Source organism: Actinacidiphila bryophytorum, from assembly GCF_016916835.1.
GTDB lineage: Bacteria > Actinomycetota > Actinomycetes > Streptomycetales > Streptomycetaceae > Actinacidiphila > Actinacidiphila bryophytorum.
The window spans coordinates 86,190-111,697 of record NZ_JAFFIX010000028.1 but is presented as its reverse complement, the minus strand read 5'-3'; the positions used below and the strand labels follow the sequence as shown (position 1 = coordinate 111,697).

Sequence of the window (25,508 nt, the reverse complement as noted above, 5' to 3'; positions counted from 1 at the left end):
TACGGTGTAACTCCCCCCCTCGGGCCGGTTCGCTCTCCCCCCCTGCGAACCGGCCCGTTTTCTTTTCCCGGCCCCGGGTCAGCCGGTGACGTCCAGGCGTACGCCCGGCCGTACGCCCCAGCGGGCCAGTGCGCCCGCCTCGGCCTCCAGCACGTGCCGGGCCAGCAGCCGCGGGCGGCCGATGCGGCCGGGGGGCATCGTGCGGACCGCGATCACCCGCAGCCGGCGGTCCAGATAGGCCACGTCGATCGCGAACCGCATCCGCACGGTGTGCACGCTGGACGCGGGCGTCAGCAGCAGCGCGCCCTGCACACCGTCTGCTCCGAGCAGTCCGCGGGTCCTGGCCCGGTAGGTCGCGGCGACCCGCAGCGGCACGTCGGCCCGCGGGGCGTGCAAGGTGAGGTCACCGTCTCGCCAACGTCGGCCCATGGCCCCTCCCTTCGCGCAGGTGTCCGTGTACGGTCGGCCCGGTGCATGTCTATCCGATCGTGGCCGCCGCCGTGTGGGGAACGCTCAGCGGGCTGCTGCTGCCGCGCGCCGCGCACCGGTTGGCGGTCCCGTCCGGCGAACCCTGGGCCGCGGCCTGCCCGTCGGGCCACCTGCTGCCGCCGGGGCCGCGCGGCTGGCTCGGACCCGAGCGCTGCTCCGACTGCGGTGCGCCGGGCGGGCGTTACGGCCCCTGGCTGCTCGCCGCCGGGTGCGCGCTGCTGTGCGCGGGCCTGGCCGCCGCGGTCGGGCCGCACCCCGAACTCGCCGTGTGGCTGCTGCTGGTGCCCGTCGCGCTGACCCTCGCCCTGGTCGACCTGCGGGTCTTCCGGCTCCCCGACGTGCTGACGCTGCCGGCCTTCGCGGCCACCGCGGCCCTGCTCGGCGCCGCCGCGCTGCTGCCCGACCACCGGGGTTCGTGGCTGCGCGCCCTGCTGGCCGCCGCGGCCGTCGGCGCCCTCTACTTCCTGCTCTTCCTCATCAACCCGGCCGGCATGGGCTTCGGCGACGTCAAACTCGCCCCGACCGTCGCGCTGCCGCTGGGCTGGTACGGGTGGGGCACGGTCGTCGGCGGCACGTTCGCCGCGTTCGCCCTGGGTGCGGTGGTCGGCCTGGCCCTGCTGGCCACCGGCCGCGCCAGCCGCAAGTCCCCCCTGCCCTTCGGCCCGTTCATGCTCCTCGGCTCCGCCGCGGCCCTGCTGCTGACCTAGGCCGTGTTTTGGAAGTAGCGCCGTCCGCCCACAGGGCGGGCCCCGCGGCGTCTGGTGCGTGCGATCGCAAGGCGGAGGGTCGTCCTCGTAGTGGGCCTGCTCGGACGACTCCGACAACGCAGCGAGCGTGCGTGCCAGGCGTCGCGGGGCAGGCGGGACTTCCACAACACGGCCTAGAAGCCCAGCGCCCCTGACGGTTCCCTCTGCGCGAGAGGGTGAGCCATCAGGGGCGCGGGGAACTGCGCGCGCAAGCCACCCACCGGGGGAAGGTCCCGGGTCCACCGCGGCGGAACCTCCCGGGGAGCCCGGCCAAAGAACTACGCGTCGCTGCTGACCGACCAGAGGTTGACGCCCTCCGGCTCGACCGCGTGGCGGTCGATCTCGGCCAGCTCCTCCGCGGTGAGCGGGGCGGCGCCGACCGCCGCGACGTTGGCCTCCAGCTGGGCGACGGAGGACGCGCCGATCAGGGCGGAGGTGACGCGCGGGTCGCGCAGGACCCAGGACAGGGCGAGCTGGGCCAGGGACTGGCCCCGCCCCTCGGCGACGGAGTTGAGTGCCCGCAGCCGGGCGACCGTCTCCTCGTTGACCAGCGCGGGGTCGAGCGACTTGCCCTGCGCCGCCCGCGACCCCTCGGGGATGCCGCCGAGGTAGCGGTCGGTCAGCAGGCCCTGGGCGAGCGGCACGAAGCCGATGCAGCCCATGCCCTCCTCCTCCAGGACGTCCAGCAGGCCCTCGTCCTCGACCCAGCGGTTGATCATCGAGTACGAGGGCTGGTGGATGAGCGCGGGCACACCCAGGTCGCGCAGGATGCGCGCGGCCTCCCGGGTGCGCTCGGGGCCGTAGGAGGAGATGCCGACGTAGAGCGCCTTGCCCTGCTGGACGGCGGACGCCAGCGCGCCCATCGTCTCCTCCAGCGGGGTGTCGGGGTCGTAGCGGTGCGAGTAGAAGATGTCGACGTGGTCCAGGCCCATGCGGCCCAGCGACTGGTCGAGCGAGGAGAGCAGGTACTTGCGCGAGCCCCATTCGCCGTACGGTCCCGGCCACATGTCGTAGCCGGCCTTGGTGGAGATGACCAGCTCGTCGCGGTAGGGGCGGAAGTCCTGGGCGAAGAGCGTCCCGAAGTTGGCCTCGGCGGCGCCGTAGGGTGGGCCGTAGTTGTTGGCCAGGTCGAAGTGCGTGACGCCGAGGTCGAAGGCGCGGCGCAGGATGGCGCGCTGGGAGTCCAGCGTGCGGTCGTCGCCGAAGTTGTGCCACAGGCCCAGCGAGATCGCGGGCAGCTTCAGTCCGCTGCGCCCGGTCCTGCGGTACTCCATGGTCGCGTAGCGCTCTTCGGCGGCGCGGTAGAGGTCTCTGATGTTCACGGTTCCTCCTTATCACGGGCGCCTGAACCGCTTACTACCTGGCGGGAGATCCGTCCGCGTGCCGCGCCGGGGGGCCGGCCGCGCCGCGACCCGGTTCGTCCGGACGGCCTTTCGGGCAGTACCCTGGCGCCCGGGCGACCGAGCGCAGGAGGGGCTGGTACGCGATGAATCTGCGCGAGCTGGTGTACGGGCTGTACTCCCGCAGAGTGGAACGCCGGCTCGACGTGGCCCAGGGCCCCAAGCACATCGGTGTGATCCTCGACGGCAACCGGCGCTGGGCGAAAGCCGCGAGCAGCACGGCGGAGCAGGGCCACCAGGCGGGCGCGGACAAGATCGCCGAGCTGCTGGGATGGTGCGAGGAGACCGGTGTCGAGGTGGTCACCCTGTGGCTGCTGTCCACGGACAACTTCGACCGGCCCTCCGCGGAACTGGTGCCGCTGCTCGGCATCATCGAGGACGCGGTGGCGGGCCTGGCGGCGACCGGCCGCTGGCGGGTGCACCACGTGGGCACCATGGACCTGCTCCCCGACCGTACGCAGGCGGTGCTCAAGGAGGCGGAGCAGGACACCCACAACGTGGCGGGCCTGCTGGTGAACGTGGCGGTCGGCTACGGCGGCCGCCAGGAGATCGCCGACGCGGTCCGCTCGCTGCTGTACGAGCACGCGGGGCGCGGCACGTCCATCGAGGATCTGGCCGAGATCCTGGACGTCGAGCACATCTCGGAGCACCTCTACACCCGCGGCCAGCCGGACCCGGACCTGGTGATCCGCACCTCGGGCGAGCAGCGTCTGTCGGGCTTCATGCTCTGGCAGAGTGCACATTCCGAGTACTACTTCTGCGAGGTCTTCTGGCCGGCCTTCCGCAAGGTGGATTTCCTGCGGGCGCTGCGCGACTATGCCGCCAGGCATCGCCGCTACGGAGCGTAGCCAGGCGCTGACCTGGGCGAAAAGGGCTGTTGACGGCACAGGAAGCCGAGTTAACGTGGCGGGTGTCGCGGCCCGTTTGTCGCCGAATCGTGGATGAGCGGTCAGTGACCGGATCATGACCGTCGGATGACTGTCATATGCATCCGCATGGGTACCGGATTTCCCGGGCATACCACTGGCAGACCGGCATCCGGCCCACGGTTGCCGGACCGCAGCCTCACCTCTCCCCGAGGGGGTTCGTCCACACGTGGTGACAAGCAAGAATCGCCGTGTTCACGACCGGCGCACGTACGTACTCGACACCAGCGTGCTGCTCGCCGACCCCAATGCCTTCACCCGCTTCGACGAGCACGAGGTCGTGCTGCCGGTCGTGGTGGTGACGGAGTTGGAGGCCAAGCGCCACCACCCCGAGCTGGGTTACTTCGCCCGCCAGGCGTTGCGGCTGCTCGACGAGTTCCGGATCAGGTACGGCAGGCTCGACGCCCCGATCCCGATCGGCGACTTCGGCGGCACGCTCAGGGTCGAGCTGAACCACTCGGACCCCGGGGTGCTCCCCGCGGGATTCCGGCTCGGCGACAACGACTCGCGCATCCTGGCGGTCGCCCGCAACCTGCAGGCGGAAGGGTACGACGTGACCGTCGTGTCCAAGGACCTGCCGCTGCGGGTGAAGGCGTCCTCGGTCGGTCTGCTGGCCGAGGAGTACCGGGCCGAGCTGGCGATCACCTCGGGCTGGACCGGCATGGAGGAGCTGGTGGTCGGCGCCGAGCAGGTGGACGCGCTCTTCGCGCAGGAGACCGTCGACCTCCCCGAGGCCGCGGACCTGCCGGTGCACACCGGTCTGGTGCTGCAGTCGGAGCGCGGCAAGGCGCTGGGCCGCGTCACCGCCGACGGCAGGGTGCGGCTGGTGCGCGGCGACCGCGAGGCGTTCGGCATCCACGGCCGCAGCGCCGAGCAGCGCATCGCGCTCGACCTGCTGCTCGACCCGGACGTCGGCATCGTGTCGATGGGCGGCCGGGCCGGCACCGGCAAGTCGGCGCTGGCGCTGTGCGCGGGCCTCGAAGCGGTCCTGGAGCGCCGCCAGCACCGCAAGGTGATGGTCTTCCGGCCGCTGTACGCGGTGGGCGGCCAGGAGCTGGGCTACCTGCCGGGCAGCGAGGCGGAGAAGATGAGCCCGTGGGCTCAGGCCGTCTTCGACACGCTGTCCGCGGTCACCTCCAAGGAGGTCATCGAGGAGGTCGTGGCCCGCGGCATGCTGGAGGTGCTGCCGCTGACCCACATCAGGGGCCGCTCGCTGCACGACGCCTTCGTGATCGTCGACGAGGCGCAGTCGCTGGAGCGCAACGTGCTGCTGACGGTGCTGTCCAGGATCGGCGCCGGCTCCCGGGTGGTGCTCACCCACGACGTGGCCCAGCGCGACAACCTGCGGGTCGGGCGGTACGACGGCGTGGTGGCGGTGGTGGAGAAGCTCAAGGGACACCCGCTGTTCGCCCATGTGACACTCACCCGTTCCGAACGCTCCCCGATCGCCGCGCTCGTGACGGAGATGCTGGAGGACGGCGGGGCCTGATCGTTTTGTACGATGCCCCGATGTGCCCATGTATGACGTGAGTTGAGGCTGCTGCGCCCGGCGTGAAGGGCGCAGCAGCCTAGCGTTTTCCGGCCGCGATTTCCGAGTATCGACGCGCTTCCCGCGATGTGACCTTTGCCACTCAACCGGAAATTGCCGCGCGGCGTCTGCGTACGGCAGGGTGTGAGGCTGTCAGGCCCCGCTCATGGCACGCCCGGACCCTTCGGGGAAAGGGCGGACAGCACCACCACAAGTCAACATCGACCGCCATGAGCCGCCCGAGCAGTACGCGAATCCGCCACGGACTTCGCACCGGGCCAGTGCCCCCGTGACCGACCGGCCCGTACGGCGGACCGGAGAAGGGGGACAGCGCCAGGGGCACGATTTCGTCCGTGCGGTCACCAAGCGGGCGATGCCGGAAGGAAACCGTGTGAGCCGGATCTCGGTCCGGGGATTCGCGGTGGCGTCAGCCACTGCGGTCACCACTGTGGGCGCCGTTGTGGGCGTCGCGTCGGGCGCTGACCAGGGTGCGGGCAACGAGCCCGTGGAAGCGGCCGGTACGACGACCCTCCTCGCGGACATTCCCGCTGGACAGCAGGTTCAGCAGGCGTCGTTGACCGACCAGGTCGTGGCGCAGTCCGATGCGGCCGACGCGTCAGCGCGGCAGGCGGCGGAGCAGGACGCCCGCAAGCAGGCAGCGCAGGACGCGGCAGCCAAGAAGAAGGCAGCGGACGAAGCAGCCGCGAAGAAGCGCGAGGAGACGCTGGCGGCCAGCCGCGGCGACTCACGCGCCACCTTCCCCTTCAAGGCGTCCTACACGGTCGCCGAGGTCAAGGCGATGGCCCAGCAGATCGTGGGCAGCGGGCAGTACGCCTGCTTCTCCAACATCGTGACCCGGGAAAGCGGTTGGAACTACCTCGCGACGAACGCCTCCTCCGGTGCCTACGGCCTGGTCCAGGCGCTGCCCGGTTCCAAGATGGCCTCCGCGGGCTCCGACTGGCGGACCAACCCGGCCACGCAGATAAAGTGGGGCCTGAACTACATGAACGTCCGCTACGGCAGTCCGTGTGACGCCTGGGCGTACTGGCAGGTCCACCACTCGTACTAGAACGGCCGCCCGCCGTTCGACTGCACTTCGCGAAACCCCCGAGGCCGACCGCAGGCCCGGGGGTTTTGCCGTGCCTCCCCCGTCCGGGTGAGGGTGTGCCCGCCGAGGCAACCCCCGTGGCAGGTAACGTCGTCCTGCACAGCAGTGCCAAAGAATGGTCAAGGGCGGGGGAGAGCGATGCCGGACAAGCGCCACTGGAGCAGCGCGCTCGCAGCGGGGCTGGCCAACCTCGCGGGCCGGCTGGAGGATCGGCACACCGCGGTCACCGCACGGGAGGCCGCGCACCACCCGGACCTGGTCGACAGCGAGCCCGACGCCGACCACCTGCCCGCGGCAGCGCCCGCACCGCCCGCCGCACCCACGGCTGCTGACCCCGCGTCGGCCGGGCCGGACCCGCAGGCACCGGCCCCGGCCGCCGTCGTGCCCGCCCAGCGCTCGGCGCCGCCGCCCATGGACCCGGTCGCCGTGGTGCCCTGGAGCATGCGGGTCGCCGCCGAGATCGGCTGGCGGCTGCTGATCCTGGCGGGCACGGTCTGGGTGCTGATGCGGGTCATCGGCGCGGTGCGCCTGGTCGTGCTGTCCTTCGCCGCGGCCCTGTTGATAACGGCGCTGCTGCAGCCGTTCGTCGCCCGGCTCAAGAGGCTCGGCGTGCCGCGCGGGGTGGCCACCGCGATGGTCTTCGTCGGCGGCTTCGTCATCATGGGCCTGGTCGGCTGGTTCGTCGTCTGGCAGGTGATGGACAACATCGACAACCTGTCCAGCAGCCTCCAGGACGGTATCGCCGAGGGCAAGAAGTGGCTTCTCAACAGCCCTTTCCATGTCACCGACGACCAGATCAACCAGGTCGCCAAGAACCTCAGCGACGCCATCGGGTCGAACACCAAGGCGCTCACCGACGCCGGGCTCGAAGGCGTCACCGTCATCGTCGAGCTGCTGACCGGGGTGCTGTTGGCGATGTTCAGCACGCTCTTCCTGCTCTACGACGGCCCCAACATCTGGAAGTGGGTGCTGCGGCTGTTCCCCGAGGCGGCCAGGGAGGGCCTGGCCGGAGCGGGGCCGCGTGCCTGGCGGACGCTGACGCTGTATGTGCGGGGCACGGTGATAGTCGCCCTGATCGACGCGATCTGCATCGGCATCGGCATCTTCTTCCTCGGGGTGCCGATGGCGGTGCCGCTGGCCGTCGTCATCTTCCTGTCGTCCTTCATCCCGCTGGTCGGCGCGGTCGCCTCCGGCTTCATCGCGGTCGTCGTCGCGCTGGTCACCGAAGGGCCGTTCACCGCACTGCTGGTGCTCGCGGTGGTGCTGGCCGTGCAGCAGATCGAGGGCCACATCCTGCAGCCCTTCATCCTGGGCCGCGCCGTCCGGGTCCACCCGCTGGCGGTGGTGCTGTCCGTGGCGGCCGGCTCGATGGTCGCGGGCATCGGCGGCGCCGTCGTCGCGGTCCCCCTGGTCGCGGTCTCCAACACGGTCGTCGGCTACCTGCGCGCCTACTCCCGGGAGAAGGCGGCGCCCTCGGCCCCGCCGGCCCCGACCCTGCCGCCCGAGCCAACCCCGGAGCCCGCCCCGGCTCCAACCCCGGAGCCGACTCCGGAACCTGTCCAAGACCCTGCGTAGGGGCCGAGCACACAGGGGCGCGGGGAACTGCGCGACCAGCCCCCACCGGGCCGCGGGTCGTCACCGACCCGAAGGGGCTGTTTCTGTCGGAGACGGACCACCGGCCGGTGGCGGGTTGCGCGCGCAGTTCCGCCCCCAGAGCTTCGCCTGGGGTACCCCCAGCGCCTCCTGATGGCGCGCCCGGGGGCGCATTACTCGGTCTGGAGGCCGTCCGGGCGCATGAGGCGCCACAGAGGCGGAAGACTCAGCAGGGTCACCGCCAGGACGACGCCCGCGGCGATCGCGGACATCAGGGCCACGCTGGACCAGTCCATCTGGAAGGCGCGGCCCACCATGGCGATGAGCGCCGCGCCCAGGCCGACGCCGCCGGCGCAGGCCAGGGCGAGGCCGAGCACGATCGGGACCGCGGTCTGCCACAGCACCGACCACGCCAGCGCGCTGCGCCTGGTGCCGAAGGCGACCAGCACCGCCAGCAGCTTCTTGCGGTCCCGCAGCTGCTCCAGGATCGTCACCAACAGGCTCGCCCCGATCAGCACCATGGTCAGCGTGGCACCCGCGTACAGCCCGCGGCGCAGCTGCGTGTAGCTCGCCTTGGTCGAGGTGCCGCTGATGGTCATGACGTAGGTGTCGACGCCGAAGGACGCCGCGGTGTTGCGCACGTACTCGACGGCGTCGGGCTGCCGGTGGTCCAGGCCGATCATGATCTGCGAGCTGGGCTCGAACAGCCGGCTGCCGTCGATGGCCTCGGGGGTGGCGAACACCCCCCACTGCCGGTAGCCGGTCGGGTCGCGCCGGGAGCCCACCGTCGGGGTGCCGGCCGGGATCGTCCACAGCCTGGGGGTGCCGACGTAGTGGTCGTCCCACGCGGTGTTGAGGTCGATCCGGTGGCCCGCCCTGAGGAAGGCCGACGTCCCGCCGACGGCGTCGTCGGAGGACGGCGGCACCAGGAAGGTGCTGCCCGGCCTGCAGTCGGCGCCGATCGCGGCCAGCTCCCGCAGGCCCTTGCAGTCGCCGACGATCACCGGCAGGTAGACCCGGTCGGCGATGTCACCGGTGAAGGTGGCCGCGTCCGGCCGGGTGGCCTGGGAGCGCAGGTAGCCGGAAGCGGTGGCGACGCCCTTGGTCGCGGCGAGCTGCCGCAGGTCGCGTGCGGTCTGGTCGCTCGTGGTCCCGTTGGTGGACACCACCAGCTGGGCGCGTGAGAGGTCGGCGCCGGTGTCGAAGACGAAGTCGTGGTCGACGGAGGCGAACAGCATCTGCAGCCCGATGGCGCCGGCGACGGCCACCGTGACCCCGCTGACCAGCCGGGCCGAGGCGCCGCTGTTGAGCTGGAGCCTGCGGGTGGCGAGCTGCCAGGCGACGGGTCCGCCGCGCAGCCGCGCCACGGCCGCCTCGACCAGCCACGGCAGCACCGCGGTCACCCCGATCAGCAGCAGGACCACGCCGGCGGCGACCTGGTACTCGTTGATCGACGCACTGCCCTTGACCGTGCCGAACAGCGGTACGAGCAGGGCGAGTCCGCCGGCGGGGATCAGCAGCCGCCACCACAGCCTGCGCCGCCGCCCCACCCCCAGGCGGAAGACGCCGAGCGGTTCGATGACCGTACGGCGCAGGCTCAGCATCGTCACGGCGACCGCGGCCACCGGCACCGCGACCGCGATGAGCACGGTCAGCGCGGTGTCCGGCGCCAGGTCGGAGGGGAAGGCGGAGATGTCCCGTATGGTGACGTGTCCCGCGAACTGCCGGGCGGCCAGGAAGAACACCCCGCCGAGCAGAACCCCGAGCAGCGCCCCGAAGAGCGCCTCGCCCGCCGCGATCCGCCGGGTCGTGCGGATGTCGGCGCCGACCAGCCGCAGCGCGGCCAGCCGCCGGTCCCTGCGCTCGCCGCCGAGCCGTACCGCGGTCCCGATGAAGACCGCGACCGGCAGCAGCAGCACCACCAGGACCGTCACCAGCAGCAGGTCGAAGACCGGCCCGCGGATCTCGCTGTTGCTGTGCGCGCCGAACCGCCGCGCCCGGTCGGCGTTGCCGTGCTGCTGGGGGCCGCCGTAGGCGACGAGCTTGTCGCTGCCGGCGTAGTAGTAGAGGTCGGCGGGTCCGGTCAGGCCGGCCTTGCCGATGGTGCCGGTGATCTCGTACGGGATGCGCTCGCGCAGCAGCGGCGAGGACGCCAGCAGCTTCTTCAGGGCGGGGGAGACCACCATCGTGCCGGTGCGCGGTATCGCCGTGACGCCGGGCGGGGGTGTCGCGGCAGGACCCTCGGGGTGCAGCAGGACCCCGCTGATCGCCTCGCCGCGGAAGGTGGTGTCGGCGTCGGCCAGCAGGAAGGTGTCGGGGGCCGGTTCGATGTGGTCGCCGACGGACACGATGTCGCGGGCCACCCGCCGGTGGTCCCGGTTGTCCATCATGCCCGGCACCGCGGCGGCCAGCAGCAGCAGGCAGACGCCGAGCGCGACACCGACCGCGGTCAGCACCGTACGCAGCCAGCCCTCGCGTCCGCCGCCGGCCGCGAAGCGCGCGCCCATCGCCAGGTCGCGCAGCCAGGTGCGCAGGTCGGCGGGCGGCTCGGGTGCGGCCCGCCCGCGGGCGGCGGCGTCGAAGCCCGCGAAGGGCTCGTGCCCCGAGGAGGGCGAGGAGGGCGAGGAGGGGGAGGTCATGACACCCGCTCCATGTCGCGCGACTTCCCGTCCCGCACGACGATCTCCCGGTCCGAGTACGCGGCCACCCGCGGCTCGTGGGTGACGAGGACGACGGCGGCGCCGGTGTCGTGCGCGGCCTCGGTCAGCAGCCGCATCACCCGCTCGCCGTTCAGCGAGTCCAGCGCGCCCGTCGGCTCGTCGGCGAACACCACCCGCGGGTCGCCCACCAGGGCGCGCGCCACCGCGACCCGCTGGCCCTGCCCGCCGGAGACCTCGCCGGGCCGCTGCCCTGCGATGTCGGCGACCTCCAGGCGGTCGAGCCAGGTCGCGGCCAGCGCCTCGGCGTCCTTGCGCCTGCGGCCGGCGAGCCGCATGGGCATGGCCACGTTCTCCAGGCAGGTCAGCTCGGGCACCAGCTGGCCGAACTGGAAGACGAAGCCGAAGTCCGTACGGCGCAGGGCGCTGCGCTCGCCGTCGGACATCGCCGACAGCTGCCGCCCGCGGTAGCGGACCTCGCCCGAGTCGGGCGTGACGATGCCGGCCAGGCAGTGCAGCAGGGTCGACTTGCCGGAGCCGGACGGCCCCATCACGGCGACCACCTCGCCGGCCCGCACGGTCAGCTCCGCGCCGTCCAGCGCGGGCGTGCGGCCGTACGTCTTGCGCAGGTCGGTCGCGACGAGCAGCGGTTCCGCGGCGGTCACCTGGTCACCTCCGCGGCGAGCTGGTCGAGCCGGGCTGCGGTCAGTTCCAGCCAGCGCAGGTCGGCTTCGAGGTGGAAGAGGGCGTGGTCGCAGATCAGCTGGTCGGTGAGGTCGCCGCCGGACTTGCGCCGGGTCAGCTCCCGCATCAGCCGCAGGTGCTCCGCGCGCTGGGTGTCCAGCAGGTCGGCGGCGGGGCGGCCGGTCAGCAGGGCGAGGACGACCTTGGCGTAGAGGGTCGTCTGCAGATACGGCTCGGGCTTCTCCGGCTGCGCGAGCCACTGTTCGACGTCGGTGACCCCGGCGTCGGTGATGGCGTACCGCTTGCGCTCGGGTCCGCCGCCGGGCTCTATCCCGTCGACCTCGACCAGGCCGTTCTTCAGCAGTCTGGCCATCGTCGAGTAGACCTGGCCGTACGCGAGCGGCCGGTCGTGTCCGAAACGTTCGTCGAAAGCGCGCTTGAGGTCGTAACCGTGGCGCGGCCCGGACTCCAGAAGTCCCAGCAGGGTGTGGCCGATTGACATGCCGAGCACACTACACCATGGGTATACATCATGTGTATACCCATGGTGAATAATGGACGGCCGGAGTATATCCGCAGGTCAGGCCGGGCTTTCCGGCTCCTGGGGTACGGGCGGCTCGGCCTTCGGCGGCCGGCCGCGGCGCGGGATCGGGCGGGCCGCCGACGGCAGCCGGCCCGCGTCGGCCAGCGCCCGCCGCAGCAGGAACTCGATCTGCGCGTTGGTGCTGCGCAGTTCGCCCGCCGCCCAGGCCGCGAGCGCGTCGTGGACGGCGGGGTCGAGCCGCAGCAGCACTTGCTTCCGGGCGCGGGGGGCGGGCGCGGCGCCGGCCTGCTCTGCCAGGCCGGCACCGCCTGCGGGGTCGGCCTGTTCCGGCCGGCCGGGCTCCGTCACGTCGGGCGCTCCGTCACTGGTAGAGGGTCCCGGTGTTGAGCACCGGCTGCGCGGCGCGGTCGCCGCACAGCACCACCAGCAGGTTGCTCACCATGCTGGCCTTGCGCTCCTCGTCCAGGTCCACGATGTCCTGCTCGGCGATCCGGGACAGTGCGGACTCCACCATCCCGACGGCGCCGTCCACGATGGTCTGCCGCGCGGCCACGATGGCCCCCGCCTGCTGCCGCTGGAGCATCGCAGAGGCGATCTCGGGCGCGTAGGCGAGATGGGTGAAGCGGGACTCGATGATCCGCACGCCCGCCGACTCGACGCGGGCGGCGATCTCCGCGGACAGCCGCTCGGTGATGTCCTCGGAATTGCCGCGCAGCGACAGGGTCCGGTCGTCGTGCGCGTCGTACGGGTAGTTGGTCGCGATGTGCCGCACGGCGGTGTCGGTCTGGATGCCGACGAAGTTGGCGTAGTTGTCCACCTCGAAGACCGCCTGGGCGGTGTCGGCGACCTGCCACACCACGACCGCGGCCAGTTCGATCGGGTTCCCGTAGGCGTCGTTGACCTTCAGCACCGCGGTCTCGTGGTTGCGCAGCCGGGTGGAGATCTTGCGGCGGCTGGTCAGCGGGTTCACCCAGCGCAGGCCGTCCTGCCTGATGGTGCCCTGGTAGCGCCCGAACAGCTGGCACACCCGCGCCTGGCCGGGGGCGACCTGGGTGAGTCCGAACAGGGTGAGCAGCGCGCCCACCACGATCACGACCCCCAGTGCGATCAGCGTCGTCGCCAGCGCGCCGGGGTGGTCCTTGGCGTGCACCCCGCCCACCGCGATCAGGGCGGCGCCGCCCAGCACCACGAGCAGGGCGATCAGCAGGAAGGGCAGCCCCGGCATCCCCACCGCCCGCCGCTCCTGCACGCGGGGTGCGGGCATCGCGGGTATCGCGGGATCACCCGTGCTTCTGGGCTGGTTCTGTGCGGTGGGCTGGGACATGGCGTTTCCCCCTGCTTCCTGGGTGGTCGGTCTATCATAGTGATATCACATTGTCGCCATCACGCCCACACGATGCAGCCCCGGGGCACGGGGCTGTCAGCACGTGCCTCGGGGCTGCGGTCTCGCGTGTCCTCACGGCCACGCCACGTTCCTACGTTCACACCCTCCCGCCCTCAGCGCGCGGTGGGTTTGCGCTTCCGGGCGCGCCGGTCTTTCAGGGGCGCGGGGAACTGCGCGCTCAGCCCCCACCGGCCGGTGGTCCGTCTCCGACAGGAAAAGCCCCTTCGGGTCGTTGACGACCCGCGCGCCCGGTGGGGCCTGGGCACGCAGTTCCCCGCGCCCCTATGTGCTCGGCCCAGCCGAAGAGGAGGCGTACCCCTCGCGCAGAGGGACCTCCGTCAGAGGGGGAGCTCGAACCAGACGACCTTGCCCGCGCCCAAGCGGGTGGCGCCCCACCGCTGGGCCATGCGGTTGACGAGGTACAGGCCGCGACCGCCCTCCTCCTCGGGCGCGGCATGGCGCATCCGGGGAAGGAGCGGCGCGTCGTCGCCGACCTCGCAGCGCAGGACGTCGGTGCGCAGCAGCCGGAGCGTGATCGGACGCTCCGCGTACCGCACCGCGTTGGTGACGATCTCGCTGACGAGCAGCTCGGCCGCCTCCAGCTGGTCCTCCAGGTCCCAGCGGCGCAGCGCCTGGCGGACCAGGCGGCGGGCGCGGCCGGGGGTCTGTGCCTGCGGCTCCAGGAACCAGTAGGCGACGTCGCTGGGCGCGATGCCGTCGAAGCGGGCGGCGAGCAGCGCGATGTCGTCGTCGCGGTCGCCGGGGCCGAGGATCTCCAGGACCTCGTCGCACAGCGGTTCGAGCGGCGGCGGTGAGACCACCGACGCCGCGTCGTGCAGCCGCTCGCGCAGCAGCTCGATGCCGCCCCACACGTCGCGGCTGCGGGACTCGACCAGGCCGTCGGTGTAGAGCAGCAGCGTGGCCCCCGCGGGCGCGGGCAGCTCGACCGCCTCGAAGGGCACACCGCCGACGCCGATGGGGGCGCCCGGCGGGACGCGCAGCACTTCGGCGAGGCCGTCGGCGTGCAGCAGCACCGGCGGCGGGTGGCCCGCGTTGGCCACCACCAGGCGGTGCGCGATCGGGTCGTAGACGGCGTAGACGCAGGTGGCCATGCGGTCCTGGCCGAGCCGCTGGGCCTGCTCGTCGAGGTGGTAGAGGACCTCCTGCGGCGCCAGGTCGAGGCCGGCCAGGGTCTGCACGGTGGTGCGCAGCTGGCCCATGATCGCCGCCGAGGTCATGGAGTGGCCCATGACGTCGCCGACGACGAGCGCGACCCGGCTGCCGGGCAGCGGGATCGCGTCGTACCAGTCGCCGCCGACCCGCGCGGACTCCGCGGCGGGCAGGTAGCGGCTGGCCAGCTGGACGCCGGTGGGCTGCGGCAGCGAGTCGGGCAGCATCTCGCGCTGAAGCGCGTCGGCGATGTAGGCCTCGCGCCCGTAGAGGACCGCCTTGTCCACACCGAGCGCGGTGTGGGTGGCCAGCTGGGCCGCGACCAGCAGGTCGTCGGACTCGAAGGGCGCGCGGCCGGCCCGCCGCAGCAGCACCGCGGCGCCGATCACCCGGCGGCGGCCGCGCAGCGGGGCGAGCAGCGCCCGGCGGCCGGTCGGCAGGCCCACCGGGTCGTCGGGGCGGCCCAGCAGCTCGGCGAGGGCGTCGGCGGAGCGTACCGAGTCGGCGAAGACCGGGCGCACCCCGCGCAGCACCTCGGCGAGCGGCCCGTCGAGCAGCACTCCGATGGAGTCGCTGCTGCCGCCGTAGGAGGGCTCCATCGTCGGCAGCAGCGCGGGCAGCAGCGGGGTCGCGCCGACGGGCGCGTCGTCGTCGGCCTCGGTGGGGCCTTCGAGGCCGCCGTCGGAGCGGCGCAGCCGCAGCCGCAGCGGACCCGAGGGGCGCTCGTCGCCGACGGGCAGCGGGTCGCGCAGGTAGACCAGGATCGCGTCGGCGAAGGCGGGCACCGCGGAGCGGCACAGGCCGAGCAGGATCTCGTCGAGGTCGACACCGCGCGCGATCCGCCGGGTGGCCGCGCCGACGTAGCGGAGCCGGTCGGCCTCGGGACCGGTCTGCGCCGGCATCGGGATACGCATCCCCGCCGACTCCTCGTCCGCCGGGTGCCCGGCCGCCTCGATGGGGGTGCCGCGCGGCGGGGTGCTGACGAAGGCCGTCAGCGACTCCTCACCGGGGCGCTGGTCGTGGCGCGGCAGCCCCGCGCCCTGGTCCTGGCCCGATGCGCCCTCGTCCGGCTCCGGCCGGTCGTGGTCGCGGCGCCCCGCGGCCTGCGGCGGCGCGGGGCGTGCGGGGGCGCCGAGCGGCGGGGCCGCGTCGTCCGCCGGCTTTTCCGGCAGGCTGTACCCACCACGCGGGTCCGGCGCAGGCGGGGCGGGGTGCCTGGGTGGTCGGGGCGGGTCGGTGGTCACGCGAGTCTTTCCATCCGTGTGTGCGCCACGCGCTGGCCGCGGCGGTCTCGGGCCTTGTCGGTGTCTGCCGTCCTGCGTGCGTTCCTACCTGCGTTCGTGCCTGGGGCCGAAGGTGCGACGGCCCGTACGTCCCGGATGCGCGCCGCGGATCACCCGCGTCGGCAGCGGAGGAAGACCTGCAGCTCCGGCGGCACGTCCGAAGTGGCGGGCGCGTACGCGTACGCATCCTCCTCGATCACCTCGAAGCCCGCATCCGTGACGACCTGTCGCAGTTCGTCCCGTAGGTATCCCGATACCCGGATCGTGTTGCCGAGGAACGGAATCGGCACATCGTCCACATCGGCCTCGACCATCGACAGCGCCAGCAGCCCGCCGGGCTCCAGCAGGCCGTGCACCGCCCGCAGGGTGTCGGGGATCTCCGAGCGGCGCAGCATCAGCAGCGAGAAGAAGGCCGCGACCCCGGAGAAGCTGCCGGGCAGCAGCGGTTCGCCGGCGGGCAGGTCGGCGATGTCCGCCTGCAGGAACTGGGCCTCGGGCACGTGGGCGGCCGCCCTGGCGAGCATGCCGCCCGACAGGTCGACGCCGACCACCTGCAGCCCGGCGTCCACCAGCTGCCGTGCCGTCGGCAGGCCCGTGCCGCAGCCCAGGTCGAGCACCCTGGAGCCGGGCGGCACCGCGCCGGCGAGCCATTCGGCCGCGGCGACCTGGCCCTCCTTGTGCGGGAAGGCCTCGTCGTACCGGTCGCCGATCGCGTCGAACGCCTCGGCCTGCTCCATCCGGCCGCCCCAGGGCCGGTCGTCCACCGGCAGGTCGTTCACCGGCAGGTCCTGGCCGCCCTGCGTGCTCCGCGTCGTGCCCTCGCGCTCGTCGCCGCCGGTTCCCACTGCTCAGGGCCTCCCTGACTGGTTCTTCTGTCGTGACGGTCGTGCCGGTCGTCTCGGTCGTGGTGGTCGTCGTGCTCCGCCACGGGCTGGTGCCGGCCCACAGCGGGTCCGTGCCGGCGGCACCGGCGCCCCGCGTCCCGGCGGGCCTGCCGGTGACAGGGCGTCAAACTCTAGGCCTTACCCGGCGTTTGTGCGATGCTCCGGGGACCGATCCTACGGTTGACGGTCAGGGGCGCAACAAGGGGTTCAGGCGGATCGTCTCGCGGGCCGGACCCCGAAACGGTCACCTGCCGCGTGACCTGGGCCGTCCGCCGGGCGGTCCCAGTCGGCCGGCAGCGCGGGCACCGGCCACCGCGGGTCGGGCCGCCAGTCCTGCCAGTGGTCGCTGAAGGGCGGACCCCAGGCCTCGATCACCCGGACCGCCCGCCACCCCGCCTGCCGCACCCGGGCGGCCAGGGCCGCGGTCATCAGGCCGTCGGCCTGCGCCTGCGCGAACTCGTCCTCGTCCAGCCAGCGCCAGCTGCGGTCCTGGTGGACGGAGATGTCGAGGAAGTGGTCCTCCGAGTCGACCCCCGCCGACCAGCGGCGCAGGGGTTCCTCCAGGTTCACGTACCAGCTGCGGAACCGCCATTCCTGGTCCCAGAACAGCCACACCGACCACGGCTCACCCGGACGGGCGAGTTTCAGCACGCCCGCACCCCACCACTTCTCCACCCGGGTGGCCCGCGGCCTGACGTAGCGGGTCGCCAGCGGCTCGCGGTGCACCGGCGTGCCGTCCGCGATCACCGGGCGCACCACGGGGGTGTTCGGCGCCATCCACACCGCGAGCAGATCGGCGTCGTCGCGGACCACGGTCACCGGGCGGGCGATGTGCACCGCGTCCGTACCGTTGCCCCGGTAGCGCCACAGCACCTGGTCGCCGGGCGTCCAGAAGCGCCCCTGCGGTTCTCCTGCCGGGGTCGCGGTCCCCGTCTCGGTATGGGCTGTCATGAACAGAGCTTACGGATCACACGTTACGAGCGGGTCATACGCAACACGTCGAGTGCGTCGTCCAGCTGCTTTTCGGACAGCAGCCCGCGCTCCACGTAACCGCCGTCGATCACCGCCTGCCGGATCGTCTTGTGCTCCGCCAGCGCCCGCTTGGCGACCTTCGCGGCCTCCTCGTAGCCGATGTACCTGTTCAGCGGGGTGACCACGGACGGCGAGGACTCGGCGTACTCCCGTGCCCGCTGCTCGTTCGCGGTGATCCCGTCGACCGTGCGGTCCGCGAGCAGCCGGCTGACATTGGCCAGCAGCCGCACCGACTCCAGCACATTGCGGGCGATCACCGGCAGCATCACGTTCAGCTCGAAGTTGCCGGCCGCGCCCGCCACCGTGACGGTCGTGTCGTTGCCGATCACCTGGGCCGCGACCATCAGCACCGCCTCCGGGACCACCGGGTTGACCTTGCCCGGCATGATCGAGGAGCCCGGCTGCAGGTCGGGCAGCGTGATCTCGGCCAGTCCGGTCCGCGGCCCCGACGCCATCCAGCGCAGGTCGTTGGCGATCTTCGTCAGCCCGACCGCGATCGTCCGCAGCTGGCCCGAGGTCTCCACGACGCCGTCCCGCGCACCCTGCGCCTCGAAGTGGTCGCGCGCCTCGGTCAGCGGCAGCCCGGTCGCCCGCGCCACCTCGGCGATCACCGCGGCGGGGAAGCCCGCGGGTGTGTTGATCCCGGTGCCGACGGCCGTACCGCCCAGCGGCAGTTCGGCGAGCCGGGGCAGCGACGCTTCGAGCCGCTCGATCCCGTACCGCACCTGCGCCGCGTAACCGCCGAACTCCTGGCCCAGCGTCACGGGCGTGGCGTCCATCAGATGGGTGCGGCCCGCCTTGACCACCGACGCGAACTCCGCCGCTTTGGCCTCAAGGGACTGCGCCAGCCGGGTGAGCGCGGGGATCAGGTCGCGGGTGACGGCGGCGGTCGCCGCGATGTGCAGCGAAGAGGGGAAGACGTCGTTGGACGACTGGCTGGCGTTGACGTCGTCGTTGGGGTGGACCGGTCGGCCCAGCCGCTCGCTCGCCAGCGTCGCGATCACCTCGTTGGCGTTCATGTTGGACGAGGTGCCCGAGCCGGTCTGGAAGACGTCCACCGGGAAGTGCTCGTCCCAGCGGCCCGCGGCGACCTCCTCGGCCGCCTCCGCGACGGCCTCGGCCACGTCCTTGTCCAGGACGCCGAGCTGCCCGTTGACCCGGGCCGCCGCCGCCTTGACACGGGCCAGCGCCTCGATGTGCGCCCGCTCCAGCGGGCGGCCCGAGATCGGGAAGTTCTGCACGGCCCGCTGCGTCTGCGCCCGCCACTTCGCCGCCGCGGGCACCCTGACCTCGCCCATCGAGTCGTGCTCCGTGCGGTAGCCGCCGCCGTCCGTGGTCGCGTCGCTGTCACTCATACCTATAACAGTGCCCGGGAACACCGCGGTGTTCCCGGGCGGTGGCGCGGGACAGGCGGCACCTGCGCGTCCGGCGTTGCGGGAGCGGCAGGTCAGTCGATCGCGCCGCCGGCGCCGTCGGAGCGCCAGCGCACCCCGGGGGTCGCCTCCTCGGGCTCCTCGTACCAGCCCTCCTGGCGGCGCGGGCGCGGGATCTCGGCGCCGCGCCGCAGGATGCGCACGTCGCGCAGGTGCCGGCCGAGCAGCGCGCCGCCGAAGACCACGAAGCCGACGCCGACCAGCCAGGTCACCACCGTCAGCACGGTGCCGACCGGGCCGTAGGCGTCGCCGTTGCTGACCATCAGCCGGGCGAAGAACAGGTGCGAGAAGACCCGCAGCCCGGCCAGGCCCAGCATCGTGAAGACCGCGCCCGGCAGCGCGGTGCGCACCCGTACGGCCCCGTAGAGCAGGAAGTTCTGGCCCCAGGCGAAGAAGGCCACGCCGAGCCCGAAGGTCAGGGCGACCCGCAGGACGCCGCGGACCGGGCCGCTGCCCATGGCCGCTGCGCTCTGCGACTCGGCGAACAGATACGCCGTCATCACCGCGAGCCACACCGCCCGCCGGTAGTCCCGGTGCCACGGCCCCGAGGGCAGGTCCCAGATCTTGCGGTAGCCGGTCTCGACGCTGGCGACGAAGGTCAGCCCGAAGTAGGCGAGCGAGGCCAGGCTCCAGGCGCTGGTGGCGCTCAGCACGTTCCTGGGCGCCGCGAAGAGCGTACGCACCCGGTGCGAGCCGTCCACGTCGAGGCCCATGCCGTCCACGACCCACTGGGCGAACCCGGGCCTGTGCTCCCACGGCGTGGCCGCGGCGACCACGACGAGCAGCGGCATCAGGGTCACGAACCCGAGTGCCGCGAAACCCATCGAACGGTGCATCAGTTCGATGTGCGTGGCCTGCTTCCACAGCCGCCCGGCCGCGGACCGCTTCCATGCGCTGACCACACCGGCCATGGCGCACCACCCTCCCCAGCGTCTCCGCTGTGGATACCGGCCCACCTCCCCTCCGCGCAACTCGCCCCCTCTGTACAGGCGTTACGCCCCACATTGCCCGCCCCCCGCGGCGCCCCCGCCCGCCGCGGGCGGCTTCACGGGTGCAGCACCGTTTTTCCGGTGGTCGCGCGTGCCAGCAGCGCCCGGTGGGCGGCAGCGGCGTCCTTGAGGGCGAAGCGCAGCCCGACGACCGGGGTGAGCTGCCCGTGGGCGGCGGCCCGCAGCGCGCGCTCCTCCAGCGGGCGCAGGCCGCCGGGCCGTTGCAGGATGCGCGCGCCGACCGCAGCGCAGACGGTGATGCCGCGTACGTAGACGTCGCCCGCCGACAGCTCGGTCAGTGTGCCCGAGGCGGAGCCGAACATCACCAGCCGGCCGCCGACGCCCAGCAGCTCCATGGTGTCGCGCCCGACCGCGCCGCCGACGCCGTCCACCGCCAGGGTGACGGGCCGGCCGCCCACTGCGGTGCTGACGGCGGCCGGCCACTGCGGCTCCGCGTAGTCCACCGCGGTGGCGCCCAGCGAGCGGACCAGGTCGAGCTTGTCGGCGCCGCGGGCCAGCCCGACGACCTCGGCGCCCGCATTGCGCAGCACCTGGACCAGCAGGGTGCCGACACCGCCCGCGGCGGAGGTCACCACGGCAAGGTCACCGGGGGTCGGAGCCGCCAGCTCCATGACGGCCATCGCCGTACGGCCGGTGCCGACCATGGCCACCGCCTGGTCCGCGTCGAGCCCGGCCGGCAGCCGGTGCAGGGCGGCGGCATCGGCGAGCGCGGCCTGTGCGTAACCGCCGCCCGCGGTGCCGAGGTCGGCCACGACCCGCAGGCCGAGCAGGGCGGGGTCGACGCCGTGCCCGACCGCGTCGACCGTGCCCGCCACCTCGCGGCCCGGCGTCACCGGCAGGGCCGGCGGCGGCATCGGGCGCCCGGGGGAGCCGCCCGCGCGCAGCACCGCGTCCAGCAGCTGCACGCCGGCTGCCGCGACCCGGATGCGGACCTGGCCCGCGCCCGGCTCCGGCTCCGGCACCTCCTCGGGTACGAGGACCTCGGGTCCGCCGAAGGTGTGTTGTCTGATCGCAAGCACCGGGTCACCGCCCCGCTGCGGTGGGCGTCCGCAGGCCGTGCCGGTCGGCCCAGGAGGCGAGGGCCGCGGCGATGCGGTCGGGCTGGTCCTCGGGGGCGTGGTGGCCGGCCGGGCCGCACTCGGCGACCTCCAGGGCCGCGACGGCGGTGCGGCACCACTCCAGGACCGGGCCGGCGATCATGATGCCGGGTCCCGGGTCGAAGGCCAGCAGCAGCTTGGGCACCTCGGGGGTGGCCGCCAGCCAGCGGCCGTACTCCTCGATGCGGGCGACGACGTCGGCGGGTTCGCCGTCGAGCGGCATCGCGCGCGGCCACTCAAGGAGCGGGCGGCGGCTCTCGGGGGTGGGGTAGGGCCTGCGGTAGGCGGCCAGGTCGGCGTCGGAGAGGCCGCCGGCCACGCCTGCGGGCAGCGCCTGCTCGATGAAGACGTTCTCCTCGAGCACGAGCTGCTCGCCCGCGCCCGGGGTGCGGAAGGCGCGGAAGATCTGCTGGGCGCTCGCGGGGAACTCGCTCCAGCTCATGGGCCGCATGATCGTCTCCAGGAAGGCGACCCCGCGGGTCCTGCCGGGGTGCCGGGCGGCCCAGTCGAAGGCGAGGGCGCCGCCCCAGTCGTGGCCGACCAGGACCACGTCGTGCAGGTCGAGGGCGTCGAACCAGGCGTCGAGGTAGCGGGCGTGGTCGGTGAAGCGGTAGCCGCTGTCCGGCTTGCCCGAGTCGCCCATCCCGATCAGGTCGGGGGCCAGGCAGCGCGCCCGTTCTGCGACGCCGGGCAGCACGTTGCGCCACAGGTGGGAGGAGGTGGGGTTGCCGTGCAGGAAGACGAACGGGGCGCCGGTTCCGGCCTCGCGGTAGGCCATGGACGAGTCGAGGACATCGACGGCGGGCATGGGGATCTCCGTTTCCCTAGAATGGACAGGTGACTGACCAATCTACCCGATAGGCAGGTGCCTGACTATGTCGGAGTCCGCCGGTGCCCCGCCGCTGCTGGGACTGCTGCTGCGGCTGGCCACCCAGTACTGGACGGACGAGGTCGACGCGGCCCTGCGCGCGGCCGGTTTCGGCGACCTGCGCCCGGCGCACGCCAACGTGTTCCCCTTCGTCCCCGAGGAGGGCATCCAGGTCACCGAGCTGGCCAGGCTCGCCCGGGTGCGCAAGCAGAGCATGGCCCAGTCCGTCGAGGAGCTGGAGCGTGCCGGGTACGTCGAGCGCCGCCCCGACCCGCGCGACCGCCGCGCCCGGCTGGTCTTCCTGACCGAGCGTGGCGCCGCGCTGCGCCCGGTCGGCGTCACCGCGGGGCGCCAGGTCGAGCGGCGCTGGGCAGAACTGGCCGGCGAGACCGAGGTCGAGGCGCTGCGCGCCACCCTGCAGCGGCTGCTCGCGCCGCCGCCGGGCACCGACGCGTGAGGCCCCCCGCCGTGTGGCGGGGGGCCTCAGAGGGTGCGGGCAGCCGCGTCAGGCGCCCGGGCAAAGGCGGGCAGCCGGGTCAGGCGCCCGGGCGGAGGGGGATCGAGGTGAAGGTGGGGGCGGGGGAGGGGTCGGTGAAGAAGTCGTTGCCCTTGTCGTCCACGACGACGAAGGCCGGGAAGTCCTCGACCTCGATGCGCCACACCGCTTCCATGCCCAGCTCCGCGTACTCCAGGACGTCGACCTTCTTGATGCAGTCCTGGGCCAGCCGGGCGGCGGGGCCGCCGATCGAGCCGAGGTAGAAGCCGCCGTGGGCGGCGCACGCGTCGGTGACCTGGCGCGACCTGTTGCCCTTGGCGAGCATCACCAGGGAGCCGCCGGCCGCCTGGAACTGCTCGACGTAGGCGTCCATCCGGCCCGCCGTGGTCGGCCCGAAGGAGCCGGAGGCGTACCCCTCGGGGGTCTTGGCCGGGCCCGCGTAGTAGACGGCGTGGTCGCGCAGGTACTGCGGCATCTCCTCGCCCGCGTCGAGGCGCTCCTTGATCTTGGCGTGCGCGATGTCGCGCGCGACGACCAGCGGACCCGACAGCGACAGCCGGGTCTTGACCGGGTAGCGGGTCAGCTCCGCCCGGATCTCGTCCATCGGGCGGTTGAGGTCGATACGGACGACGTCCTCGTCCAGGTGCTCGTCGGTGGTCTCGGGCAGGAAGCGCGCCGGGTCGGTCTCCAGCTGCTCCAGGAAGACGCCCTCCGCGGTGATCTTCGCCAGCGCCTGCCGGTCGGCCGAGCAGGACACCGCGATCGCCACCGGGCAGGACGCGCCGTGCCGCGGCAGCCGGACCACCCGGACGTCGTGGCAGAAGTACTTGCCGCCGAACTGCGCCCCGATGCCGATGGTCTGGGTCAGCTCGAAGACCTTCTGCTCCAGCTCCTTGTCCCGGAAGCCGTGCCCGGCAGGCGAACCCTCGGCGGGCAGCTCGTCCAGGTAGTGCGCGGAGGCGTACTTCGCGGTCTTGAGGGCGAACTCGGCGCTGGTGCCGCCGACCACGATCGCCAGGTGGTACGGCGGGCAGGCGGCCGTACCCAGCGAACGGATCTTCTCCTCGAGGAACTTCATCATCGAGGCCTCGTTCAGTACGGCCTTGGTCTCCTGGTAGAGGAAGGACTTGTTGGCGCTGCCGCCGCCCTTGGCCATGAAGAGGAACTTGTACGCGCCGCCGTCGGTCGCGTACAGCTCGATCTGCGCGGGCAGGTTGGAGCCGGTGTTCTTCTCGTCCCACATCGTCAGCGGCGCCATCTGCGAGTAGCGCAGGTTGAGCTTGGTGTAGGCGTCGTAGATGCCGCGCGAGAGCGCCTCCTCGTCGCCGCCGGAGGTCAGCACCTGCTGGCCGCGCTTGCCCATGACGATGGCGGTGCCGGTGTCCTGGCACATCGGCAGCACGCCGGCCGCGGCGATGTTGGCGTTCTTGAGCAGGTCCAGCGCCACGAAGCGGTCGTTGGGGCTGGCCTGCGGGTCGTCCAGGATGCGGCGCAGCTGGGCGAGGTGGGTGGGGCGCAGGTAGTGCGAGATGTCGTGCATCGCCTCGGCGGCGAGCCGGCGCAGCGCCTCGGGTTCGACGGTCAGGAAGGTGCGGCCCTCCGCCTCGAAGGTGCTCACCCCTTCCGAGGTGACGAGGCGGTACGCGGTGGTGTCCTCGCCGAGAGGGAGCAGATCCGTATATTCGAACTCGGGCATAAGGGGCATTCCTCACTCGGCTGCGTCGTCGCTGAAGCCCGTCCAGCATACGAGCGCGGCGCCGCCGCCCGTGCTGTGAGGTAGGGCTCACCGCTACGGCGACCCTGGCTTCCGGCCACCGGCGGAGGCCCAACCCCTAGGGGTCGACTGCGGGTCGGCTCCGGCCGTTCTCGGGGTAGTCGCGATCTATCGCGTCTGTGTACGGTGGAACGGTGGATGAATCGCAGCTCCAGAAGCCCGCGCAGCAGCCCGTAGAGCCCGCGCAGCGCCCGGCGGAGACGGCCGTCGCGGCCACGCCGGCCGCACCTGCGGCACCCGCCGCGACCGCACCCGCCGCCGAGGCTGACCTGCGGGCGTCGGACGCCGACCGGGACCGGATCGCCGACATCCTGCGCGAGGCGCTGGCCGAGGGCCGGCTCGACTCGGCCGAGCACTCCGAGCGGCTCGACCGGGTCTACGCGGCAAAGACGCTGGGCGAGTTGGAGCCGCTGGTGCGCGACCTGCCGGTCGGGCGGGCCGCGACCGCGGCGCCCGCACCTGCCGCCCGCCCCTATGCGGGCGACGGCAGCGGCGAGAACCCCAACCTGGTCGGCATCCTCGGCGGCGCCGAACGCAAGGGCCGCTGGCGCGTCGGCCACAAGATCACCGCCGTGGCCATCATGGGCGGTGTCGAGATCGACCTGTCGGAGGCCACCTTCACCGCCCCCGAACTGGTCATCCACTGCACCGCCGTGATGGGCGGCGTCAGCATCCGGCTCCCGGAGAACGTGACGCTGCGCGGCGGCGGCGTCATCGGCATCATGGGCGGCTCCGACATCAAGGCCTACGAGTCGCCCGACCCCGGCGCACCCGTCGTCCGCGTCGACGGGGTCGCCTTCTGGGGCGGCGTCGAGGCAAAGGCCAAGCGGGGCAAGAAGATCAAGGACTGGACCAGGAAGTAACTCCCTCCGGCGCACGAACACGGTGCGCATGAAGTCGCGTACAGCGGGTAGGGGAACGGGACACGCCGCCGCGCTGCCGCCGCCGCACGCTGCGCACGGGGAGCAGTCGGCGCGGGCCAGCGTGGCATACCACGAGCCGTCGTCAGGAGTTTCCCGTGCTTCAACCGATCGAGCCCGTCATGGATCCCGCCACTCCACCAGGTCATCCACGCGACTTGGGCGGGCCCTGGCACTCGGAGGCGGCATGCCGCAGTGACGAGGCGGGGCTGTTCTTCGCACCGTCGAAGGAGCCCACCGCGGCCCGGCTGGCCCGCGAGGAGGCGGCCAAGCGGGTCTGCGCCCGCTGCCCGGTGATGCTGGAGTGCCGCGAGCACGCGCTGCTGCAGCCGGAGCCCTACGGCGTGTGGGGCGGTATGACCGCAGCCGAGCGCCGGGTGGTGCTGGCCCGCAGGCGCCGCCGCGAGGTCGAACTGCAGCGCCCCGCGGCCGGTATAGCCGTCGCGGGCTGACCGCCGCCCCGCACGTCCTGCCCGCCCGGT

Annotated in this window: 23 protein-coding genes; 8 read left to right on the top strand and 15 right to left on the bottom strand. The window is 72.9% G+C overall.

Going from position 1 to position 25,508, the window contains the following annotated elements:
- Positions 1 to 78: 78 nt before the first annotated feature.
- Positions 79 to 429, bottom strand: a complete 351-nt coding sequence (locus JT723_RS30250) for a DUF192 domain-containing protein (protein ID WP_205048029.1) — start codon at positions 427 to 429, stop codon at positions 79 to 81.
- A gap of 41 nt (positions 430 to 470) precedes the next feature.
- Between JT723_RS30250 and JT723_RS30245 the strand changes: the two genes are divergently transcribed.
- A complete protein-coding gene (locus JT723_RS30245; protein ID WP_205048028.1) occupies positions 471 to 1,196 on the top strand; it encodes a prepilin peptidase in 726 nt (241 codons plus the stop codon).
- A gap of 317 nt (positions 1,197 to 1,513) precedes the next feature.
- Here the strand turns inward: JT723_RS30245 and mgrA are convergent, their stop codons facing one another.
- Positions 1,514 to 2,557, bottom strand: a complete 1,044-nt coding sequence (gene mgrA, locus JT723_RS30240; protein ID WP_307794081.1) for an L-glyceraldehyde 3-phosphate reductase — start codon at positions 2,555 to 2,557, stop codon at positions 1,514 to 1,516.
- 164 nt (positions 2,558 to 2,721) lie between these two features.
- Between mgrA and JT723_RS30235 the strand changes: the two genes are divergently transcribed.
- The 4 genes from JT723_RS30235 (at position 2,722) to JT723_RS30220 (ending at position 7,772) form a co-directional block, all read left to right on the top strand.
- The gene (locus JT723_RS30235; RefSeq protein ID WP_205048027.1) at positions 2,722 to 3,483 is read left to right on the top strand and encodes an isoprenyl transferase; all 762 of its coding nucleotides are present in this window, start codon (positions 2,722 to 2,724) and stop codon (positions 3,481 to 3,483) included.
- 247 nt (positions 3,484 to 3,730) lie between these two features.
- Positions 3,731 to 5,050 carry an RNA 5'-3' helicase PhoH2 gene (phoH2, locus tag JT723_RS30230; RefSeq protein WP_205048026.1) on the top strand — a complete coding sequence of 440 codons (1,320 nt, stop codon included), beginning with the start codon at positions 3,731 to 3,733 and terminating at the stop codon, positions 5,048 to 5,050.
- A 430-nt stretch (positions 5,051 to 5,480) separates the two neighbouring features.
- Positions 5,481 to 6,158, top strand: coding sequence for an aggregation-promoting factor C-terminal-like domain-containing protein (locus tag JT723_RS30225; protein WP_456057498.1), 678 nt, complete (start codon positions 5,481 to 5,483; stop codon positions 6,156 to 6,158).
- Between the two features lie 177 nt (positions 6,159 to 6,335).
- Positions 6,336 to 7,772, top strand: a complete 1,437-nt coding sequence (locus JT723_RS30220; protein WP_205048024.1) for an AI-2E family transporter — start codon at positions 6,336 to 6,338, stop codon at positions 7,770 to 7,772.
- 191 nt (positions 7,773 to 7,963) lie between these two features.
- Here the strand turns inward: JT723_RS30220 and JT723_RS30215 are convergent, their stop codons facing one another.
- The 12 genes from JT723_RS30215 to JT723_RS30160 all read right to left on the bottom strand — a co-directional run bounded on the left by JT723_RS30215 (position 7,964) and on the right by JT723_RS30160 (position 21,776).
- Positions 7,964 to 10,429: an ABC transporter permease gene (locus JT723_RS30215; protein WP_240166399.1), complete on the bottom strand. Its 2,466-nt coding sequence runs from the start codon at positions 10,427 to 10,429 to the stop codon at positions 7,964 to 7,966.
- Positions 10,426 to 11,112 (bottom strand): ABC transporter ATP-binding protein, encoded by a 687-nt coding sequence (locus tag JT723_RS30210; protein ID WP_205048023.1) that lies wholly within the window; start codon positions 11,110 to 11,112, stop codon positions 10,426 to 10,428. Before JT723_RS30210 ends, JT723_RS30215 begins: the two co-directional genes overlap by 4 nt.
- Complete coding sequence (locus JT723_RS30205; RefSeq protein WP_205048022.1) at positions 11,109 to 11,633, bottom strand: PadR family transcriptional regulator; 525 nt, start codon at positions 11,631 to 11,633, stop codon at positions 11,109 to 11,111. The genes JT723_RS30210 and JT723_RS30205 overlap by 4 nt, the downstream gene beginning before the upstream one ends.
- Before the next feature lie 78 nt (positions 11,634 to 11,711).
- The gene (locus JT723_RS30200) at positions 11,712 to 11,972 is read right to left on the bottom strand and encodes a type II toxin-antitoxin system antitoxin (protein WP_205048046.1); all 261 of its coding nucleotides are present in this window, start codon (positions 11,970 to 11,972) and stop codon (positions 11,712 to 11,714) included.
- A gap of 64 nt (positions 11,973 to 12,036) precedes the next feature.
- Positions 12,037 to 12,999, bottom strand: a complete 963-nt coding sequence (locus tag JT723_RS30195; RefSeq protein ID WP_205048021.1) for an SPFH domain-containing protein — start codon at positions 12,997 to 12,999, stop codon at positions 12,037 to 12,039.
- Between the two features lie 398 nt (positions 13,000 to 13,397).
- Positions 13,398 to 15,473 (bottom strand): ATP-binding SpoIIE family protein phosphatase, encoded by a 2,076-nt coding sequence (locus JT723_RS30190; protein WP_251512395.1) that lies wholly within the window; start codon positions 15,471 to 15,473, stop codon positions 13,398 to 13,400.
- A 149-nt stretch (positions 15,474 to 15,622) separates the two neighbouring features.
- Complete coding sequence (locus tag JT723_RS30185; RefSeq protein WP_205048045.1) at positions 15,623 to 16,249, bottom strand: class I SAM-dependent DNA methyltransferase; 627 nt, start codon at positions 16,247 to 16,249, stop codon at positions 15,623 to 15,625.
- 354 nt (positions 16,250 to 16,603) lie between these two features.
- Positions 16,604 to 17,347, bottom strand: a complete 744-nt coding sequence (gene fomD / locus JT723_RS30180) for a cytidylyl-2-hydroxypropylphosphonate hydrolase (protein WP_205048020.1) — start codon at positions 17,345 to 17,347, stop codon at positions 16,604 to 16,606.
- Positions 17,348 to 17,370: 23 nt separating this feature from the next.
- Positions 17,371 to 18,783: a class II fumarate hydratase gene (locus tag JT723_RS30175; protein ID WP_205048019.1), complete on the bottom strand. Its 1,413-nt coding sequence runs from the start codon at positions 18,781 to 18,783 to the stop codon at positions 17,371 to 17,373.
- A gap of 92 nt (positions 18,784 to 18,875) precedes the next feature.
- Positions 18,876 to 19,772, bottom strand: coding sequence for a YhjD/YihY/BrkB family envelope integrity protein (locus tag JT723_RS30170; protein WP_205048018.1), 897 nt, complete (start codon positions 19,770 to 19,772; stop codon positions 18,876 to 18,878).
- Between the two features lie 134 nt (positions 19,773 to 19,906).
- Positions 19,907 to 20,890 carry a zinc-binding dehydrogenase gene (locus JT723_RS30165; protein ID WP_205048017.1) on the bottom strand — a complete coding sequence of 328 codons (984 nt, stop codon included), beginning with the start codon at positions 20,888 to 20,890 and terminating at the stop codon, positions 19,907 to 19,909.
- Between the two features lie 4 nt (positions 20,891 to 20,894).
- Positions 20,895 to 21,776: a haloalkane dehalogenase gene (locus tag JT723_RS30160; protein ID WP_205048016.1), complete on the bottom strand. Its 882-nt coding sequence runs from the start codon at positions 21,774 to 21,776 to the stop codon at positions 20,895 to 20,897.
- Between the two features lie 67 nt (positions 21,777 to 21,843).
- On the opposite strand from JT723_RS30160, the gene JT723_RS30155 reads away from it, so the two are divergent.
- Positions 21,844 to 22,293, top strand: coding sequence for a MarR family winged helix-turn-helix transcriptional regulator (locus JT723_RS30155; RefSeq protein WP_205048015.1), 450 nt, complete (start codon positions 21,844 to 21,846; stop codon positions 22,291 to 22,293).
- A 79-nt stretch (positions 22,294 to 22,372) separates the two neighbouring features.
- On the opposite strand, the gene JT723_RS30150 is transcribed toward JT723_RS30155, so the two are convergent.
- A complete protein-coding gene (locus JT723_RS30150) occupies positions 22,373 to 24,028 on the bottom strand; it encodes a fumarate hydratase (protein WP_205048014.1) in 1,656 nt (551 codons plus the stop codon).
- Between the two features lie 212 nt (positions 24,029 to 24,240).
- Between JT723_RS30150 and JT723_RS30145 the strand changes: the two genes are divergently transcribed.
- A complete protein-coding gene (locus tag JT723_RS30145; RefSeq protein ID WP_205048013.1) occupies positions 24,241 to 24,969 on the top strand; it encodes a DUF1707 SHOCT-like domain-containing protein in 729 nt (242 codons plus the stop codon).
- A gap of 179 nt (positions 24,970 to 25,148) precedes the next feature.
- Positions 25,149 to 25,478 carry a WhiB family transcriptional regulator gene (locus JT723_RS30140; RefSeq protein ID WP_235001883.1) on the top strand — a complete coding sequence of 110 codons (330 nt, stop codon included), beginning with the start codon at positions 25,149 to 25,151 and terminating at the stop codon, positions 25,476 to 25,478.
- Positions 25,479 to 25,508: the final 30 nt, after the last annotated feature.

Excerpts from the sequence above, each read along its gene's own strand:
- JT723_RS30155 (WP_205048015.1), top strand. The coding sequence starts at position 21,844 with ATGTCGGAGTCCGCCGGTGCCCCGCCGCTGCTGGGACTGCTGCTGCGG.
- JT723_RS30175 (WP_205048019.1), bottom strand. The coding sequence starts at position 18,783 with ATGAGTGACAGCGACGCGACCACGGACGGCGGCGGCTACCGCACGGAG.
- JT723_RS30215 (WP_240166399.1), bottom strand. The coding sequence starts at position 10,429 with ATGACCTCCCCCTCCTCGCCCTCCTCGCCCTCCTCGGGGCACGAGCCC.
- JT723_RS30150 (WP_205048014.1), bottom strand. The coding sequence starts at position 24,028 with ATGCCCGAGTTCGAATATACGGATCTGCTCCCTCTCGGCGAGGACACC.
- JT723_RS30170 (WP_205048018.1), bottom strand. The coding sequence starts at position 19,772 with ATGGCCGGTGTGGTCAGCGCATGGAAGCGGTCCGCGGCCGGGCGGCTG.
- JT723_RS30185 (WP_205048045.1), bottom strand. The coding sequence starts at position 16,249 with ATGGAGCAGGCCGAGGCGTTCGACGCGATCGGCGACCGGTACGACGAG.
- JT723_RS30140 (WP_235001883.1), top strand. The coding sequence starts at position 25,149 with ATGGATCCCGCCACTCCACCAGGTCATCCACGCGACTTGGGCGGGCCC.
- JT723_RS30250 (WP_205048029.1), bottom strand. The coding sequence starts at position 429 with ATGGGCCGACGTTGGCGAGACGGTGACCTCACCTTGCACGCCCCGCGG.
- JT723_RS30205 (WP_205048022.1), bottom strand. The coding sequence starts at position 11,633 with ATGTCAATCGGCCACACCCTGCTGGGACTTCTGGAGTCCGGGCCGCGC.
- JT723_RS30160 (WP_205048016.1), bottom strand. The coding sequence starts at position 21,776 with ATGCCCGCCGTCGATGTCCTCGACTCGTCCATGGCCTACCGCGAGGCC.
- JT723_RS30195 (WP_205048021.1), bottom strand. The coding sequence starts at position 12,999 with ATGTCCCAGCCCACCGCACAGAACCAGCCCAGAAGCACGGGTGATCCC.
- JT723_RS30235 (WP_205048027.1), top strand. The coding sequence starts at position 2,722 with ATGAATCTGCGCGAGCTGGTGTACGGGCTGTACTCCCGCAGAGTGGAA.
- JT723_RS30220 (WP_205048024.1), top strand. The coding sequence starts at position 6,336 with ATGCCGGACAAGCGCCACTGGAGCAGCGCGCTCGCAGCGGGGCTGGCC.
- fomD (WP_205048020.1), bottom strand. The coding sequence starts at position 17,347 with ATGACAGCCCATACCGAGACGGGGACCGCGACCCCGGCAGGAGAACCG.